At 66.6% G+C, this 16,197-nt stretch carries 14 protein-coding genes; 8 read left to right on the forward strand and 6 right to left on the reverse strand.

Annotation, left to right across the window (positions count from 1 at the left end):
- The first annotated feature begins 7 nt into the window (after positions 1–7).
- The 8 genes from AC5P9N_RS04290 (at position 8) to AC5P9N_RS04325 (ending at position 10,062) form a co-directional block, all read left to right on the forward strand.
- On the forward strand, positions 8–1,075 hold the full coding sequence (locus AC5P9N_RS04290; RefSeq protein WP_005410072.1) for a GlxA family transcriptional regulator: 1,068 nt from the start codon (positions 8–10) through the stop codon (positions 1,073–1,075).
- A gap of 80 nt (positions 1,076–1,155) precedes the next feature.
- Complete coding sequence (locus tag AC5P9N_RS04295; RefSeq protein ID WP_043034672.1) at positions 1,156–1,959, forward strand: TlpA disulfide reductase family protein; 804 nt, start codon at positions 1,156–1,158, stop codon at positions 1,957–1,959.
- A 30-nt stretch (positions 1,960–1,989) separates the two neighbouring features.
- Positions 1,990–2,832 (forward strand): thiol:disulfide interchange protein DsbG, encoded by an 843-nt coding sequence (dsbG, locus tag AC5P9N_RS04300; RefSeq protein WP_005410070.1) that lies wholly within the window; start codon positions 1,990–1,992, stop codon positions 2,830–2,832.
- Between the two features lie 512 nt (positions 2,833–3,344).
- Positions 3,345–4,778 carry a DcaP family trimeric outer membrane transporter gene (locus AC5P9N_RS04305; RefSeq protein ID WP_099485019.1) on the forward strand — a complete coding sequence of 478 codons (1,434 nt, stop codon included), beginning with the start codon at positions 3,345–3,347 and terminating at the stop codon, positions 4,776–4,778.
- Positions 4,779–4,854: 76 nt separating this feature from the next.
- Positions 4,855–6,207, forward strand: a complete 1,353-nt coding sequence (adiC, locus tag AC5P9N_RS04310) for an arginine/agmatine antiporter (protein ID WP_005410068.1) — start codon at positions 4,855–4,857, stop codon at positions 6,205–6,207.
- Between the two features lie 20 nt (positions 6,208–6,227).
- On the forward strand, positions 6,228–8,516 hold the full coding sequence (locus AC5P9N_RS04315) for an Orn/Lys/Arg family decarboxylase (protein WP_099485018.1): 2,289 nt from the start codon (positions 6,228–6,230) through the stop codon (positions 8,514–8,516).
- 28 nt (positions 8,517–8,544) lie between these two features.
- On the forward strand, positions 8,545–9,447 hold the full coding sequence (locus tag AC5P9N_RS04320) for a cation diffusion facilitator family transporter (protein ID WP_005410066.1): 903 nt from the start codon (positions 8,545–8,547) through the stop codon (positions 9,445–9,447).
- Between the two features lie 180 nt (positions 9,448–9,627).
- The gene (locus AC5P9N_RS04325; protein ID WP_005410065.1) at positions 9,628–10,062 is read left to right on the forward strand and encodes a RidA family protein; all 435 of its coding nucleotides are present in this window, start codon (positions 9,628–9,630) and stop codon (positions 10,060–10,062) included.
- Here the strand turns inward: AC5P9N_RS04325 and AC5P9N_RS04330 are convergent.
- The 6 genes from AC5P9N_RS04330 to AC5P9N_RS04355 form a co-directional block, all read right to left on the reverse strand.
- Positions 10,059–10,772: an energy transducer TonB family protein gene (locus AC5P9N_RS04330; RefSeq protein ID WP_049395905.1), complete on the reverse strand. Its 714-nt coding sequence runs from the start codon at positions 10,770–10,772 to the stop codon at positions 10,059–10,061. The genes AC5P9N_RS04325 and AC5P9N_RS04330 overlap by 4 nt on opposite strands.
- On the reverse strand, positions 10,765–11,565 hold the full coding sequence (locus AC5P9N_RS04335; protein ID WP_024957824.1) for a ChaN family lipoprotein: 801 nt from the start codon (positions 11,563–11,565) through the stop codon (positions 10,765–10,767). The genes AC5P9N_RS04330 and AC5P9N_RS04335 overlap by 8 nt, the downstream gene beginning before the upstream one ends.
- Entirely contained in the window at positions 11,552–14,023 is a 2,472-nt protein-coding gene (locus tag AC5P9N_RS04340; RefSeq protein WP_049460407.1) for a TonB-dependent receptor, read from the reverse strand. Before AC5P9N_RS04340 ends, AC5P9N_RS04335 begins: the two co-directional genes overlap by 14 nt.
- Before the next feature lie 64 nt (positions 14,024–14,087).
- Positions 14,088–15,014 (reverse strand): FecR family protein, encoded by a 927-nt coding sequence (locus tag AC5P9N_RS04345; RefSeq protein WP_099484863.1) that lies wholly within the window; start codon positions 15,012–15,014, stop codon positions 14,088–14,090.
- A complete protein-coding gene (locus tag AC5P9N_RS04350) occupies positions 15,011–15,520 on the reverse strand; it encodes an RNA polymerase sigma factor (protein ID WP_099484864.1) in 510 nt (169 codons plus the stop codon). The genes AC5P9N_RS04345 and AC5P9N_RS04350 overlap by 4 nt, the downstream gene beginning before the upstream one ends.
- Positions 15,521–15,644: 124 nt before the next feature.
- Positions 15,645–16,151 carry a hypothetical protein gene (locus AC5P9N_RS04355; RefSeq protein WP_059034713.1) on the reverse strand — a complete coding sequence of 169 codons (507 nt, stop codon included), beginning with the start codon at positions 16,149–16,151 and terminating at the stop codon, positions 15,645–15,647.
- Positions 16,152–16,197 lie beyond the last annotated feature (46 nt).

Below are 16,197 nucleotides of genomic sequence, written 5' to 3' on the forward strand. Positions count from 1 at the left end.
GTGGTCTGTGGAGGGAGTCAGGAACGAAGCATTCGTAGAGGTTGCGGTGGTCGAATATCCGGGAGGGGACCCCTCCGCCGCCTCTGTGCTGGCCGAAATGGCCCACGTCGCCAACCGCCTGGCCCAACAGCAGCGCCGACCCTTCAAGCGTGTGCTTGTCACCCGCTGGATCGTTCCCGCCAGCCAGACCGGTGTACACCGCATCGCGGGTGCTGAAATGCTCGACGCCGCCATTCCCGCGGTGATCGCGGTTCCCGGCCAGATCAGCCCCGGAGCCTGTCTGCGCGCCGAAGAGGTCCTGCTGGACTGGTTGCGGGCCCACTACGACGGGGGCAGCCTGCTGGCTGCTGCCAGCGACGGGGTCGGTGTACTGGCCCGTGCGGGACTGCTGGCCGGAAGAACGGTCAGCGGCCCCGATCTGGGGCGACATCCAGGGTTGCAGGCGCAGGCGGTGAGCTGGGTGCCCAGTGAGCGGGCGCTGGTCGACGATGGCGATCTGCTGACGGTTGGCGGATCGCAGGCTTGGCGTTTCCTCGGGCTGCGTTTGCTGTACCGGCTGCACGGGCAGGGCGTGGCGAGCGCGGTCGCGCAACAGCTCGGGATCGTCGTGCCCGCAGGGATCCAGCAGGATCTTGAGCGTTTCAGTGCCAACTTCGCCCACGGTGACCGCGATGTACTGAAGGCCCAGCGCTGGCTGCATACCACTGCCGCACGAGGAGCCACTCTGGCCGCAATCTGCGAGGTTTCCGGATTGGAACCGCGCACCCTGCAGCGGCGCTTCCTCCGAGCGACCGGTCTGCGGCCGATCGAATACTGCCAACGGCTGCGCATTGCCAAGGCGCAGACCCTGCTGCAGCAGGGCGCAGGCATCGAGGAGGTGGCCTGGGGGGTGGGCTACGCTGATCAGAGCGCATTCCGGCGACTGTTCCTCCGCATCGTGGGCATGACACCGGCCAACTATCGCCGCCACGTCAACTGCAAGCGGCGGGAGCGACCGTTGATGCCGTCGGTGGCCGGAAGTCTGCGCGGCCTGCAGGCGTCCCCCGGAATGCAGTTGGGGCGCAGTGCGGCCTGACCATGGGGGGCGGGCGAGCGCTTGCAAGCTGGGCGTGACGCTTTGACCATGCAGGCAGTGGAACTTGAACAGGTGGGCTGATGTCGAGTGTTGGACCGGTACCGATGCCGGTGGTGTTGATCCTGATGTGCACGTTGCTGGCCATGACCGTTGCCCGTCTTTGGCCGCGCAGGGCAGTGGGAATGCCGCTGCCGTCGGCAGCAGGCATCGTGCTGGACATGCTGCTGATCGGCCTGCTGTGTGGTCGTGTCAGTTTTGTTGTGCTGAATTTCGCGCTCTATCGTTCGGAGCCCTGGAGCATTCTGCAGGTCACCGATGGTGGCTATCACCTGATGGTGGTGCTGGTGGCCGGGCTGTCGTGGGGATTATGGCGTCTGCGGCCGTGGCGTCAGTTGCGTGCACCGGTGCTGACGAGCGCACTGGTAGGCGTGTTGTTCTGGGTCGCTGGTGGCCAGTTGCTGTCGGCATGGCAGGAGCGGCAGATGCCGTTGCCGGCGCTGCAGGTGGCGGACCTTCAAGGCGATCGTATCGATCTGCAGCAGTTCCGCGGCAAGCCGCTGGTGCTGAATCTGTGGGCCACATGGTGCGGGCCCTGCCGGCGTGAGATGCCGGTGCTGGCGACGGCACAACAGGCACATGATGACGTGCAGTTCGTATTCCTCAACCAGGCTGAAACCCTGGATGAGGTCCAGGGTTTCCTGGCCGGCGAACGACTGATGCTGGGCAACGTGCTGCTGGATGATGACGCTGCTGCTTCCACCGTGCTCGGCGTTCAGGCATATCCTTCCACGCTCTTTTTCGACGCCGATGGGCGCCTGCGTGAACTGCACCTGGGCGAACTGACTGCGGCCGGCCTTGAACACAAACTGCGCCGGCTGCGGTAGCCTGCGCGGGCATCTCACTACGGAGTTCCCATGTTGTCGATTTCCCTGCGCACCGCCCCGGCGGTGCTCCTGCTGCCGGTCATGCTGGCATTGGCCGCCTGCAGCCAGGCACAGACGCCGCCGGGCAAGGCCGCTACGGCTTCGGCGACGACTGCTCCGGCATCTGCCGCCAAGGGCGACCGTCCAGCCGTGCTGAAGGGCATCGAGAAGCACGGCTTCGAGGTCGTTGCCGAATTCGATGCGCCGGACGGCCTGCGCGGTTTTGCTGGCGTGGTGGGAGGGCAGCAGCCTGCAGCGGCCTATGTCACGGCCGATGGCAAGCACGTACTGGTGGGCAGCCTGTTCGATGCCGAAGGTAATGATGTGGCTGCCGAAGCGGTCGAGAAGCTGGTTGCCGCACCGATGTCGGCCAAAATGTGGACCAAGCTCGAAGCCAGCGCCTGGGTGCGTGATGGCAAGGCCGACGCGCCCCGCGTGGTCTATACCTTCAGCGATGCCAACTGCCCGTATTGCCACAAGTTCTGGGAGGCGGCCCGTCCGTGGGTCGACGCCGGCAAGGTACAGCTGCGCCACATCATGGTGGGTGTGATCCGCGAGGACAGTCCGGCCAAGGCCGCAGCCATCCTCTCCGCACGTGATCCGAGCGCGGCGCTGCTGGAGAACGAACACCAGTTCGACCGTGGCGGCATCAAAGCGCTGCCGAACATCAGCCGCGAGATCGCCGGCAAGCTCGACGCCAACCAGGTGTTGATGCTGGAGATGGGGTTCCAGGGCACCCCGGGCATCCTGTTCCAGGATGCACAGGGCCAGGTGCAGCGCCGGGCCGGATTGCCGCAGGGCGACGACCTGCAGACGGTGCTTGGTCCGCGCTGATCCACGCCTGCATGATGATGTAGACCACAGGCCCGCATGGTGACATGCGGGCCTGTTGCGTTCCTGCCCCAGGCGAACACAACCGCTTGCGCATTGTCTGTTCGTCGTCACGTCTGAATCGTGACTGAGATCAAGCATCGTGCCTTGATTCCAATCAAGGCCAAAAGCGACAAACGGACTAGCCTTTGACGCATGGAATACAGCGTCAATGCGCGATGGATGCCGCGCTCGCCACGCCCTGATCAGGGTTGGCCGGCACAGCCATTCACGACACTCTCACTCTGTGCTTGTTACCCAGACCGCTGCGGTCGCCACCTCTCTGGCAGCGCGGCCTTGATGGAGTCGACATGGGTGCAGGCGGGGCAGTGTCATCGTCCTGTTGCCTGCCGTGCGCAGGCTGGCCGATGTCGTCGACGCAGTACCCGCATTTCCAGCAACGGCAACGCGAAGCCAGGGCGGCGCATGCATGCGCTCCGGAACCGTGATGCGAGTGTTCGTCAGGGGAGGATGCAATGCGTTTGGCCGTACTGAGTCTGGCATGCCTGGGGGCACTGGCGATCACGCCGGCGTACGCTCAACAGGGTGATGCAGAGGATGCGCAGGCATTGCGGCGCGAGATGGCCGCAATGCGCCAGGCGCTGGAAGGCATGCAGCAACGGCTGGACCGGCTTGAGCAGCGCGATGCTGCGCCTGTGCAGGGAACAGCCGCGCCTGCAATGGCGCCGATGGCCTCTGCCGCCCCTTCCGACGTGATCCATCGCACCCAGGTGCCGGGTGTGGCGCAGCCGGTACTGCCGCAGCGCGATTCCGTCGCTGATCCGTCCACTGCGGCATCGCGACCGGACAGTGCGGCGGGCCCGACCGATCCGGATCTGAAGGGGTTCTTTGCCATACCCGGCACTGATACGGTGATCCGCATCGGCGGTTACGCCAAGCTGGATGCCATCGCCGATTCGCGCGCGGCCGGCGACGAGGATCAGTTCATTCCCTCGTCGATGCCGGTGGGCGGCAGCCACCGCGATGTCTCCAACTTCAACATCCACGCCAAACAGACCCGCTTCAGCTTCGAGGCGCGGCGCCCGACCACGCACGGCAACCTGCGCTTCTACCTGGAGAACGACTTCTTCGGCAGCAGTGACGGCTACGAATTCCGCCTGCGCCATGCCTATGGCCAGCTGGGCAATACCTACGCCGGCTACGGCTACTCCAGCTTCATGGACCCGGACAGCCTGCCCGACACGCTGGACTTCGCCGGGCCGGGCGGCGCCGGCTATCTGCTGGTGGCCGGCATCCACCACAGCTTCACGATGGGCAAGGGCAACACGCTGACCGTGGCGGCCGAAGACCCGAAGACTGAACTTGCCGGTGCCAATGATGAGCGGGCTGCGGTGAACCGTCTGCCGGACGTAACCGTGACCGCGCGCATGGAGCGCGACTGGGGCCACCTGCAGGTGGGCGCGGTGGCGCGCAGCCTGGCCTATGACGGCGATGGCGAGCGCGACCGGCGAATGGCCGGCGGCCTGCAGCTGAGTGGCTCGGCCTCGGTGGGCGAGCGCGACCTGCTGCTGTTCGGTGCGCTGGGAGGACGCGGCCTCAGCCGCTATACCGCCGACCTGACCGGCTCCGGGCTGGACGCGGTGGTCGGTGCCGATGGCCGCCTCGACGCGTTGGACCTGCACGGCGGCTTCGTCGGCTATACCCACTACTGGTCCGAGTTGTGGCGATCGAACCTGATCTTCGGCCAGCTGACCCTGGAGCGGAACGCCGCACTGGCGGCCGATGCCTTCCGACAGAGCCGGTACGGCGTATTCAACCTGATCTGGAGCCCCGCGCCGTCCTGGACGATGGGCATGGAGCTGTTGTACGGCCGCCTGGAACAGCAGGGCGGCGCACGCGGCGACACGGTCCGGGTGCAGGGCAGCCTGCAATACAACTTCATCAAATAAGCGCCAGCGGTCGTACGCCAGCGTAACCGTCCCCACGCCCGGTTGTACCGGGCTCATGCCAGTACAGGAGATTGTCATGGCAGAAGCAAAGAAAATCGGGGTGGTCGGAGCCACCTTCCTCGTCGCCGGCAACATGATGGGCTCAGGCGTGTTCCTGCTGCCATCGAGCCTGGCCAAGATTGGTACCGCCTCGATCTGGGGCTGGTTGATCACCACCGCCGGTGCGCTGTTGCTGGCCTTCGTGTTCGCCAAGCTGGGCAAGCTGGCACCCAAGGCGGGCGGCCCGTACGCCTATGCGCGCGACTGGTTCGGGCCCTACATGGGCTTCCAGACCAACACCATCTACTGGTTCGCCAACTGGATCGGCAACGTCGCCATTCCGATCGCGGCAGTGGGCTATTTCAGCTACTTCTTCCCGATCCTGTCCGAGCCGCTGGTGCGCTGCATCGCGGTGCTGATCCTGGTGTGGGCGCTGAGTTTCGCCAACGTGATCGGTCCGGCGTTCGTCAGCCGGGTGCAGACCGTCACCACCAGTTTTGCGCTGGTGCCGATCCTGGGCATCGCCATCTTCGGCTGGTTCTTCTTCGATGCCGACATTTTCAAGGGCGCCTACAACGTGTCCGGCGAATCGAACTTCGGCGCGATCTCCAGCGCCGCGGCGCTGACGCTGTGGGCCTTCATTGGCGTCGAGTCGGCCTCGGTCACCGCTGGTGTGGTCGAGAACCCGGAAAAGAACGTGGCCCGCGCCACCCTGGCGGGCGTGTTCCTGGCCGCCATCGCCTATATCGCCAGCTCCTCGGTGATCATGGGCATGGTGCCCAATGGCGAACTGCAGACCTCCGATGCGCCGTTCGCGCTGGCCGCGGCCAAGGCCGTCGGTGGCTGGGGCGGTGCGCTGGTCAGCCTGTGTGCCTTCATCGGCGCTGCAGGTTCGCTGGGCGGCTGGATCCTGCTGACCGCACAGAGCGCCAAGGCGGCCTCCGATGACGGCCTGTTCCCGAGCATCTTCAGCAAGACCAACAAGGACGACGTACCGGTCAAGGGCGTGCTGATCGTGGCCGTGCTGATGACCCTGGCGGTGCTGGTCACTTCCACCTCGGAAACCGCGTCGGCACAGTTCGACGTGATCACATCGGCGGCGGTGGTGCTGACCCTGCTGCCCTACATCTACTCGTGCGTGGCCTGCTACTTCGTGGTCGAGCGCTCGCACACCCTGGTCCACACCGGTGCGTTCTGGACCCTGACCAGCCTGACCGTCGTTTACTGCCTGTGGGCGATCTACGGCTCGTCGGGAACCATCGTGCAGTACGCGTTCCTGTTCGTGCTGTTCATCACCGTGTTCTATCCCTTCTTCAGCGAGGAGCGCCGCCAGCAGCGGCAGCGCGCCCGCGAGGCCTCGGCGATCAGCGCCGGCGCCCAGCGTTCCTGAGTTAGACAAGGAGAATCAACGTGTACTTCAAGTCCCTGGACTACCCGGTCATTGTCATCGACAACGACTACGAGTCGCCGCGCATCGGCGGCATCCTGATCCGCGCCCTGGTGGAAGAGCTGCGCAGCAACGACCAGCGCGTGCTGTGCGGCCTGAACCTGGATGATGCCCGTGCCGGTGCCCGCACCTACGTGGCGGCGTCGGCGGTGCTGATCTCGATCGATGGCAGCGAAGAGGTGGATGGCGAGTTCCAGCGCCTGACCGCCTTCCTGCGCGAGCAGAGCGCGCGCCGCGCCAACCTGCCGGTGTTCCTGTACGGCGAGCGCCGCACCATCGAGAAGGTGCCGAGCAAGCTGCTCAAGTACATTCACGGCTTCATCTTCCTGTTCGAAGACACCAAGAGCTTCATCTCGCGACAGGTGATGCGCGCGGCCGAAGACTACATGAAGAACCTGCTGCCGCCGTTCTTCAAGGCGCTGATCCATCACGCGGCCGAGTCGAACTATTCCTGGCATACGCCTGGCCATGCGGGCGGCGTGGCGTTCACCAAATCGCCGGTCGGCCGCGCGTTCCATCAGTTCTATGGCGAGAACACGCTGCGCAGCGATCTGTCGATCTCGGTGCCGGAACTGGGTTCGCTGCTTGACCATACTGGTCCGATCAAGGACGCCGAGAACGAGGCGGCACGCAACTTCGGTGCCGACCATACCTTCTTCGTCACCAACGGCACCTCCACCGCCAACAAGATCGTCTGGCACGGCACAGTGGCCCGCGGCGACGTGGTGTTCGTCGACCGCAACTGCCACAAGTCGCTGCTGCACGCGCTGATCATGACCGGCGCGGTGCCGGTGTACTTCACCCCCAGCCGCAACGCGCATGGCATCATCGGCCCGATCAGCTTGGACCAGTTCACGCCCGAGTCGCTGCAGCAGCGTAACGCCGCCAACCCGCTGGCCAGCAAGGCCTACAAGGCCGGCTCCAAGCCGCGCATCGCAGTGGTGACCAACTCCACCTACGATGGCCTGTGCTACAACGCCGAGAAGATCGCCGACGAGATCGGCAGCGCGGTGGACTTCCTGCATTTCGACGAAGCCTGGTACGCCTACGCTGCGTTCCATCCGTTCTACGAGAACCACTACGGCATGGCCAAGGGCAAGCCGCGCGAGCAGGATGCGATCATCTTCACCACGCATTCCACGCACAAGCTGCTGGCCGCGTTCTCGCAGGCCTCGATGATCCACGTGCGCAACTCGGCGCAGCGCAACCTGGATGCCGAGCGCTTCAACGAGTCGTTCATGATGCACACCTCGACCAGCCCGCATTACGGAGTGATCGCGGCCTGTGATGTGGCGTCGAAGATGATGGAAGGCGACGCCGGCCGTTCGCTGGTGCAGGAAATGCATGACGAGGCGATCGCCTTCCGCCGCGCGATGCTGCATGTCCGCGATGATCTCGGCCGCGACGACTGGTGGTTCAGCGTGTGGCAGCCGACCCAGGTCGAGCGCAGTCTGGACAAGGGCGATACGCCGGCACCGATGGTGGCCAAGCGCGAGGAGTGGTACCTGCAGCCGGATGCGCACTGGCACGGCTTCGAGAACCTGGTGGATGACTATGTTCTGATCGACCCGATCAAGGTGACCCTGCTGACCCCGGGCCTGGCGATGGACGGCAGCATGGGCAAGCTGGGCATTCCGGCGGCAGTGCTGAGCAAGTTCCTGTGGGGCCGCGGCATCACCGTGGAGAAGACCAACCTGTACTCGGTGCTGTTCCTGTTCTCGATGGGCATCACCAAGGGCAAGTGGAGCACCCTGGTCACCGAACTGATGGCGTTCAAGGAACTGTACGACCGCAATGCGCCGCTCAGCCAGGCACTGCCGACGCTGGCCGCCGACTATCCGAATGCCTACGCCGGTTGGGGCCTGCGTGACCTGTGCGACGCGCTGCATGCGTTCAACCAGGAATTCGCGGTGGCCAAGGTGATGCGCGAGATGTACGTGGATCTGCCAACCCCGGTGATGACCCCGGCCGATGCCTACAACCACCTGGTGAAGGGCGAGATCGAGCGGGTCGACATCGAGCAGGTCAGTGGTCGCATCGCCGCGACCATGCTGGTGCCGTACCCGCCGGGCATTCCGACCATCATGCCGGGCGAGCGCTTTGGCGACAGCGATGAGCCGATCATCCAGTCGCTGCGCATCGCCCGTGAGCAGAATGCCCGCTTCCCGGGCTTCGAGTCGGACGTGCACGGGCTCATCATCGAGAACGACGGCGATGTGACCTCGTACAAGGTGGAGGTACTGAAGGCCTGACCGGCGACGGTCGGCCCTTCGGCGAACGATGGATACCGCGCGCGAGCAACGCATCCTGAAGTTCTCGATCGGGTTCACCATCGCGGTCAGCGTGGTCGGCTTCAGCGGTGGCCTGCTGGTGGGATCGCAGGCCATCCTGTTCGACGGAGTGTACAGCCTGGTCGACGTTGCCCTGACCCTGGTGTCGTTGTCGGTGCTGCGGCTGGTGGCGCGGGAACAGAGCCCGCGCTTCCAGTACGGCTACTGGCACCTGGAGCCGATGGTCGAGGCGCTGGGCGGTGTGATCCTGTCGCTGGCCTGCGTGTATGCGCTGGCCAACGCGGTGATCGGTTTGACCACGGGCGGACACGAGGTGAAATTCGGGCCCGCGCTGTGGTGGGCGGCGCTGCTGAGTGCCAGCAACCTGGCGATGGCGGCGTTCGTCGCCCAGCGGGCGCGGCGCCTGCGCTCGGCGCTGTTGTGGCTGGATGTACGGGGCTGGCTGCTGGGTGGCTTGATGAGCCTGGCGGTAGTGCTGGCCTTCGTACTGGCCCTGGTCCTGCATGGCGGTGAGTGGCACCACTGGGTGCCGTACCTGGATTCGATCGTGCTGGCATTGATCAGCCTGGCGGTACTGCCGGTACCGGCGCGCAGTGCGTGGAAGGCCATGCGCGAAGTACTCCAGGTGGCGCCGGATGATCTGGACCGGCGCGTGCAGCAGGTCATGCAGGCATTCGTGGCCGAGCGTGGCTATGCCGGTTTCACCAGCCACGTGGCGAAGATGGGGCGGATGCGCTTCATCGAGATCCATGTGCTGGCCGATCCGGCTACGCCCTTGGGCTCGGTGGGCGAGGTCGATGCGATGCGTGATGAGATCGCGGTCAGGCTGGATGCTCGGGGCAGCACGTTCTGGCTGACCATCGATTTCACCGCAGATCCGGCGTGGACGTGACCACGCTTCTGTAGAGTCGAGATAGCTCGACTGCTTTTCGTCAGCGGAAGTCGAGCAGGCTCGATTCCACGGGATCGCGTGATCGTTGCGCGTGGCAGACCGGTCTGTTGCACCGGATCCGTTTGACCTCAACCGGGGTTGAGGTCACAGACTGCCGGCAACCCCCACGAGGCGCGCGGCATGAACCTGCTGACCACACCGGACTTCAGCCATGGCCTGCTGGAGCTGTTCAATCCACCGGGCCTCTACGATCCTTCGGCCAACGGCTACTCACACGTGGCGGTGGTGCGCCTGCCGGCACGGGTGATCCACGTGGCCGGGCAGGGCGGTGAAGATGCGCAGGGCCGTCTCTCGCCCAGCTTCGAAGACCAGGTCGGGCAGGCGCTGGACAACCTGCAGACCGCGCTGCGCTCGGCGCAGGCAAGCCTGGTTGATGTGGCGCGGTTGCGCATCCTGGTGGTCGGCCACGATGAGGACCGGCTGGGCATCATTGCCCACCAGGTGCGGCGACGCTGGCCGAACCGTGCGGCGCCCACCTGCACGCTGATCCCGGTGCCGCGACTGGCGCTGGACGGCATGCTGTTCGAGATCGAGGCGGAGGCCTACGCCGCCTAGCGCAGGTAGTACTCCACCGGCACCACCAGTTCCTGTGGTGCCTTCAGTTCATCGGGAATGGGCGGTAGCGGCTGCGCGCGACGGAAGGTCTGCAGCGCAGCGTCATCGAGCATCGGCTGGCCACTGGACTGTTCCAGCCGCAGAGCCAGCAGGCGGCCTTCGCGGTCGATGCTGGCCCTGACCCAGGCAGTGCCCTGCTGCCGGCGCGAGCGTGCGGCGGCAGGGTAATAGCGGTAACGCTCCAGCCGCGCCATCAGGCGGGCTTCCCACTGGTCGCTGGCGGCGCCGGCCTGGAAGTCCGCCGGTGGCGCGTCTGGAGCGGGCGGAGCGGCCGTGATCGATGCCGGTGCGGGACTGGCATCGGTCGCGGCCGCCGGCGGGGCGACCGGCAGCGGCGTTCGACCCGTCCCGCCCGTTTCGCTGGCGGCCAACTCGCCCTCGCGCGCGGCGGTGGGTTTCGGTGGCGAGGGCGACTTTGCCGGTTGCGATGCGCGCGCCTGCTGCGCCTGGCTGGGGGTGTCGGCCTGGCGCTCCTCTACGGGCTGTGGCGGCGTGGCCGGCGCCAGCAGGCGCAGGCTGATGCGCACGTCCTGCTCCGGCGGCGGCAGCATCGGCGGCGCTGCCACCCAGTGCACCAACAGCAGCAAGGGCAGCAGGTGCAGGACGGCGGTGATCGCGATCGCCTGCCAGTGTTGGCCGCGCTCACTCATCGTCCAGCACCCACAGCAGATCGGCATCCGCCGCATCCACGGTTTCACCCGGCGAAGCCAATGCGATCACCAGCGCAGGCGTAGCCGGTGACAGGTAGCCCGGTACCCCGGTACCGCGCAGTACATGCCAGCGCCCCGCTACCAGGAGCGCCGGCGCGGGCGCATCGAGCAGCACCTGTGCCATGCGTGTGTCGCGAGCCTGTTGCACGGCCAGCATCCCTTCCAGCATCGGTGCTGCGTCTGCGTGCTGGGCCAGCACCACCGCCGACAGGCGCTGGCGGGCAGCGGCCACCGGGAACCGTACGCCCTTGGTGGACGCGAGCAGCGCGTTGACCTCGGCACGCGACAGGTTGCCGCCGAACAGCGGCGTGCCTGCATCGGCAGCATCCTGTACCAGCCCGCCATACGCGGCCCACGGCCAACGCGTATCCCATTCCAGCAGTTCCTGCAGGCGTGCACCTTCGGCCTGGTTGCCCTTGGCCAGCCAGCGCTGCACCCGCTGCAGGCGTGGCTGGCGCTCGCTGGCGATCATTTCCAGCACCAGCGAACCCTGCGGGCGCCGCCGCTGCAGCGCCTGCAGCAGCCAGCGCTGGGCGGCGTGGTCTCCGGCGAGGTCATGGCGCTCACCCAGCATCAGCCTCCGGGCGTCCGCCGCACGCGCCACGAACGCGGCTTCGTCCAGGTGCCGGCCGTTGGCCAGGTCGATCACTGAGCCAGGCATCGACTGCGCGCTGGCCACGGTCGCCAGCGCGAGCAGGCATACGGGCAGCCAGCGACGGCTAGAACGCCACATTGACGCCCATCGAGACGGTACGGCCACGGCCGTTGCCGCGGTCCAGGATCGGGCTGAAGATGCTGTCGATCGAGGCATTGTTGTCATAGGCCTTGTTCTGCAGGTTTTCGATGTTCAGCCACAGCGTGGTGTTGGCCTGGGGCTTGAAGCTGGCGTAGAAGTCGAGCAGCACGCCGGTGCCGCCGGTCTTGCGGGTCTGGAAGAAGTCGTAGCCTTCCTCGGTCGGCCCGGAGTACTCGGCGCGCAGGCCGGCCTGCACGCGCTGCTGCCACCAGCGGCCGCCCACGTCCAGCGTCCAGTAGCGGTCGGGCAGGGCGGTGATGTCTTCCAGGTTGACGAACTCGATGGCCGGCGCACTGGTGTGCGAGCGGGTCCAGCTCAGCGTGGCGTGGTAGTGCTCGCTGGCGTAATGCGCTTCCAGTTCGATACCGCGCATGCGCACCACGCCGGGGTGGTTCATCCAGCGCGTGGTGGTGCTGAAGTCGTCCACGTCCAGCGCATCGGTCCAGGCAGTGAGTTGCGGATCGCTGTCGATCGGCACCACGAACGGTTCCACTTCCGGCGGATGCACGATCAGCAGATACTGCGGCTTGATGTAGTCGCGGATGCGGTTGTCGAAGCGGGTGATCCGCAGCTGTGCCAGGTCACCGTCGACCAGCAGCGAGTCGGTGCTGAGGTTGGCACCGAACTGCAGGTTGCGCGAGCGCTCGCGGCGCAGGAACGGGTTGGCGCCCACGCCATCGGCATCGCTCATGCCTTCCAGCGGGATCTTCTCGAAGAACATCTCCTGCACCCGAGGCGGGCGGGAAGTACGCGAGGCTTCTGCGAACAGCTGCAGCCAGTCGGTGGGCTGCCACGATACCGCCAGGCTGGGGCTGAGTGCGCGCTGGGTATGGCGCACGTCGATGCCGCCACCGTTGATCTCCGCGCACTGGCCGGGCACATCCGAGCACACCGGGATGTGGCCACGGATGCCGAAGCGGTCCTGGCGCAGGCCGGCGGTCAGCGCGTAGATGTCGTGCTGCAGCTCCAGCGTGCTGAACACGCTGTCCAGCTGGCTGCGACCTTGCGGGTTGGCACCGCGCAGGACGGGGGTGTCGGCCAAATAGATGTCCGACTGGTGCTTGATGCCGGTGTTCCATCGTGCCTGCAGTGCCCCGATGTCGAAGCGGCTGGTGTTGTCCACGGTCCAGCTGCTCAGGCTGCTGTGGGTGCGGCGACCGATGTAGCTGGAATCCTCCACTGGCGGATAGAACAGCCGGGTCTTGTTGCCGGCGAAGGTTGCACGCAGGTCGATCCACGGCGAATAGGGCGTGTAGTGGTAGCTGGCGCGCTGGTTGCGCGCTGAAATCTGCCACGGATAGTTGTGGTAGAAGTCGTTTTCGTAACGCATGTGGCTCAGGTTCAGCCGGTGCTGGTCGCTGGGCTGCAGGCGTGCTTTCAACAGCCAGCTGCTGGGCTGCTGGCTGCCCGGGTCGGCGTTGTTCTTCTGCCCACGCGCGGTTGCGTATTCGCTGCTGCGGCTGCTGCTGGCAGCCGCCAGCAGGCCGAACTGGCGGTCGCCACCCTCTTCACTGTGGCGCCAGGCACCGGCGAAGGTACGGCCGCTGCCGTAGCCGTTGTTGCCGTGGCGATAGCCTGCACGCAGGCCCCAGTCACGGCCCTCACCAAGCAGATCGTCGATATCCAGCGTGCGGAAGTTGGCACTGCCGGCCAGCGTACCCGCACCATCACCACCGGCGACCGCACCGCGTTGCACGTCCAAGCCGGCCAGCAGGAAAGGATCGACATAGGCGAACGGACCACCCGAGCCATGCCCGGCATTGTTGCGGAAGGTCTGGGTGACACCGTCGATCATGGTGTTGACCCGGCCAGCACCGGTCATGCCGCGGATGTTGACCTGCAGGCCCGGCTGGCTGCGCGAATGGAAGCTGTGGGTGCCAGGCATCGAGCGCAGCAGGCTGTTGCCTTCCTGGCGTTCAGCCATCGCCACGCGCTCGCTGCCGATCGAAGGCGCAAAGCCATCGCGGGTGGCTGGTACATACTGGCTGGCACCTGCACCGGGGGAATGGCCGTGCGCGGTATTGCCCTGCACCCGCAAGGGCCCGGTGCGGCGGCTGCCATCGCCGCGCTCGGCCGGCGCCGGCTCCAGAGTGGCGCGGCGCGCATCGATGAAGCGCGGGCGCAGGCCGCTGCCCGCCAGCAGGCGCGTCAGGGCCTGCGCATCGTCGAAGTCACCGCGAAGGGCGGGCGCGGCATGGCCAGCGGGAAGCGCCGCGCCGATCACCAGATCGACACCGGTCAGCCGGCTGTAGGCGTCCAGCGCGGCCGCCAGTGGCTGGGCGGGCAGATCGTAGCTTCGAGTGGCGGCCTGCGCGTGGGCGCTGTTTGGCAGCAGTGGAACGGTGCTGGCGCAGGCCAGCGACAGGGCGAGGACAAGGGGGCGGGGGCACAGCATCGGGGGCTCCAGGGGCTGACGCAGAGCGTCGTCATCCTGGGTAGACGCAGCCGCAGGCCGGATGTCAGGGCCCATCACGCTGTTCCCTGCGTGGCGGCAGCCACACCTGTATGCCGTCGCCGAGGCGCAGCACGCGCACCTGCAACTGAGTGGCCAACTGGTCGCGGTTGCTGGCTGCACCGTCGGCACTGCCAAGCAGGGTGACCGGCTGCTGGCGCAGCTGCTCGCCGACGACCCACGTGTGCCCGCCGTGCCAGCGGTCCAGGCCCTGCGTGACGTCGGCCAGCGGGGCCGAGACCCAGTGCAGGCGCCGTTCGCGCCAGGCCAGTGTTCCGGGGGCGTTGGTTGTTGCATGGGCTGTAGACTGCCCATCGAAGCGCAGCTGCTCGCCGTCGTTGGCCAGCATGCTGGCGTTGCCGCTGTCCACGCGCACGCGATGCTCGGTAACGGTGACCACGCTGCTGTTGCCCTGCACGGCAAGATCGAATGCGGTCCCCAGTGCAGTGACGGTGCCCTGCGGGGTGTGCACCTGGAAGGGCCAGTCGGCATCGGCGGCGACCTGGAACCAGGCCTGGCCACGCTGCAACTGGAGCTGGCGGCGCTGCCCATCGATGCGCACCTTCACTTCGCTGCCGGGTGACAGCAGGACATGCGAACCATCCGGAAGGGTCTCCTCGCGGATCTCGCCAGCGGCCGTACGCAGTACCTGCGCCACCGGCGGCGAGGCATGGCGGCTGTAGAAACCCAGCGCACACAGCAACAGAACCGCAATGCCGGCTTCGCGCAGGCGACGGCGTTGCCTGCGCTGCTGTTGCCGCTGCAGGCTGGGGAGCGTCGCGCCTGCCTGCCACAGGTGCTGCAGATGCTGGTACTGCGCAACATGGCGCGAATCGGCCTGGCACCACTGGTCGAACGCGTTCTCGTCGCGGGTGCCATCGTGTCCATCCAGCCACCAGCGTGCGGCTTCGCGCGCGATCGCGTCCTGGCTCATGCGCCGGGCACCTGCTGCAGAGCGACGAGGGCGCGCAGCAGATGGCCGTGCGCGGTCTGCCGGCTGATGCCGAGCTGGCGCCCGATCTCAGCCAGCGCCAATTGTTCAACCCGCGCCAGCAGGAACACCTGGCGCGAGCGCGGTGGCAGCGCGGCGACGATCGCGTCGAGGTGGCGCAGCTGTTCGGCGTCGAGCAGTCGCTGCTCGGGCAGTGGTGCAGGATCGGCGATGGCCTGCAACTGCGTGTCATCCAGTACCTCTTCGCGACGGCGCTGGCGCTGCCGGTAGTGATCCGCGATCAGGTTGTGGGCGACGCGGTACAGATAGGCGCGGCCGTTGCTCAGCAGGCCGCTGGAGGCGACTTTGACGACACGCAGCCAGGTTTCCTGGACGACGTCATCGGCGTCGCTGCGTTGCGGGAGTTTGCGGCGGACATGGGCGTGCAGCGGCCGGTAATGGGCCGCGCACAGCTGCGCGACATCCGTCGGTTCGACAGGCGTGGACACGGGGCGGGCGACAACTGGGAAAGGGAACAGCCCGCGGCGGCAAGGGCAGCGGCTGCACCTTACAGCAAAAGAGAATCATTTGCATCCATGGCGCGAGGCACGGCACGCATGGGTCACCGCGGCGTCAGCGCGGACGATAGTCGCAGTGGATCTGCAGGGCTTCGGTGGCGTTGTGATGCAGCTCGAAGCCGCACTGCTGCAGGCTGCGCTTCACCTGCACGACGGCTTCGGAATGACGGGCAACGCGACGATCCTGCCAGCGCAGTGGGGTGAACACGCCCAGGGGCAGCAGCCGCAGCCGCTTGCCGTGCAGTACCAGTGAGACATCGACATGACGGCCATCGATGTCGTGCCCGTTGGCACCGAAGATGGCATCGATCTCATCGCGGCGTTGCGGGTAGCAGGTGCGGAATGCTGCGATGCCGAGCCGTCGTACCGCGCGGCGGAAGCCACCGAGACGGCTGTGGCCGGGTTCGAAGCCACGGGTGAGCAGCAGGCGCAACCCGGCAGGCAGCATCGCCTGCGCGTCGAGCAGGCGTTGCAGTACCTCTTCTTCCAGTTGGATGCGGGTGGAGGGCCAGCGCGGGGCGATGAGCAGTCCGTGGTGGTTGCCGCGATGCAGGGTCAACATGCGTGAAGCTTCGCACGCGGGCGAACAGCCGCGGTAGTGCCGGCCG

Source organism: Stenotrophomonas sp. YJH_SMC_6, assembly GCF_059371335.1.

Coding starts and splice junctions, on each gene's coding strand:
- adiC (WP_005410068.1), top strand. CDS start 4,855: ATGGCAGAAGCAAAGAAAATCGGGGTGGTCGGAGCCACCTTCCTCGTC.
- dsbG (WP_005410070.1), top strand. CDS start 1,990: ATGTTGTCGATTTCCCTGCGCACCGCCCCGGCGGTGCTCCTGCTGCCG.
- AC5P9N_RS04305 (WP_099485019.1), top strand. CDS start 3,345: ATGCGTTTGGCCGTACTGAGTCTGGCATGCCTGGGGGCACTGGCGATC.
- AC5P9N_RS04355 (WP_059034713.1), bottom strand. CDS start 16,151: ATGTTGACCCTGCATCGCGGCAACCACCACGGACTGCTCATCGCCCCG.
- AC5P9N_RS04345 (WP_099484863.1), bottom strand. CDS start 15,014: ATGAGCCAGGACGCGATCGCGCGCGAAGCCGCACGCTGGTGGCTGGAT.
- AC5P9N_RS04295 (WP_043034672.1), top strand. CDS start 1,156: ATGTCGAGTGTTGGACCGGTACCGATGCCGGTGGTGTTGATCCTGATG.
- AC5P9N_RS04335 (WP_024957824.1), bottom strand. CDS start 11,565: ATGTGGCGTTCTAGCCGTCGCTGGCTGCCCGTATGCCTGCTCGCGCTG.
- AC5P9N_RS04330 (WP_049395905.1), bottom strand. CDS start 10,772: ATGAGTGAGCGCGGCCAACACTGGCAGGCGATCGCGATCACCGCCGTC.
- AC5P9N_RS04325 (WP_005410065.1), top strand. CDS start 9,628: ATGAACCTGCTGACCACACCGGACTTCAGCCATGGCCTGCTGGAGCTG.
- AC5P9N_RS04340 (WP_049460407.1), bottom strand. CDS start 14,023: ATGCTGTGCCCCCGCCCCCTTGTCCTCGCCCTGTCGCTGGCCTGCGCC.
- AC5P9N_RS04320 (WP_005410066.1), top strand. CDS start 8,545: ATGGATACCGCGCGCGAGCAACGCATCCTGAAGTTCTCGATCGGGTTC.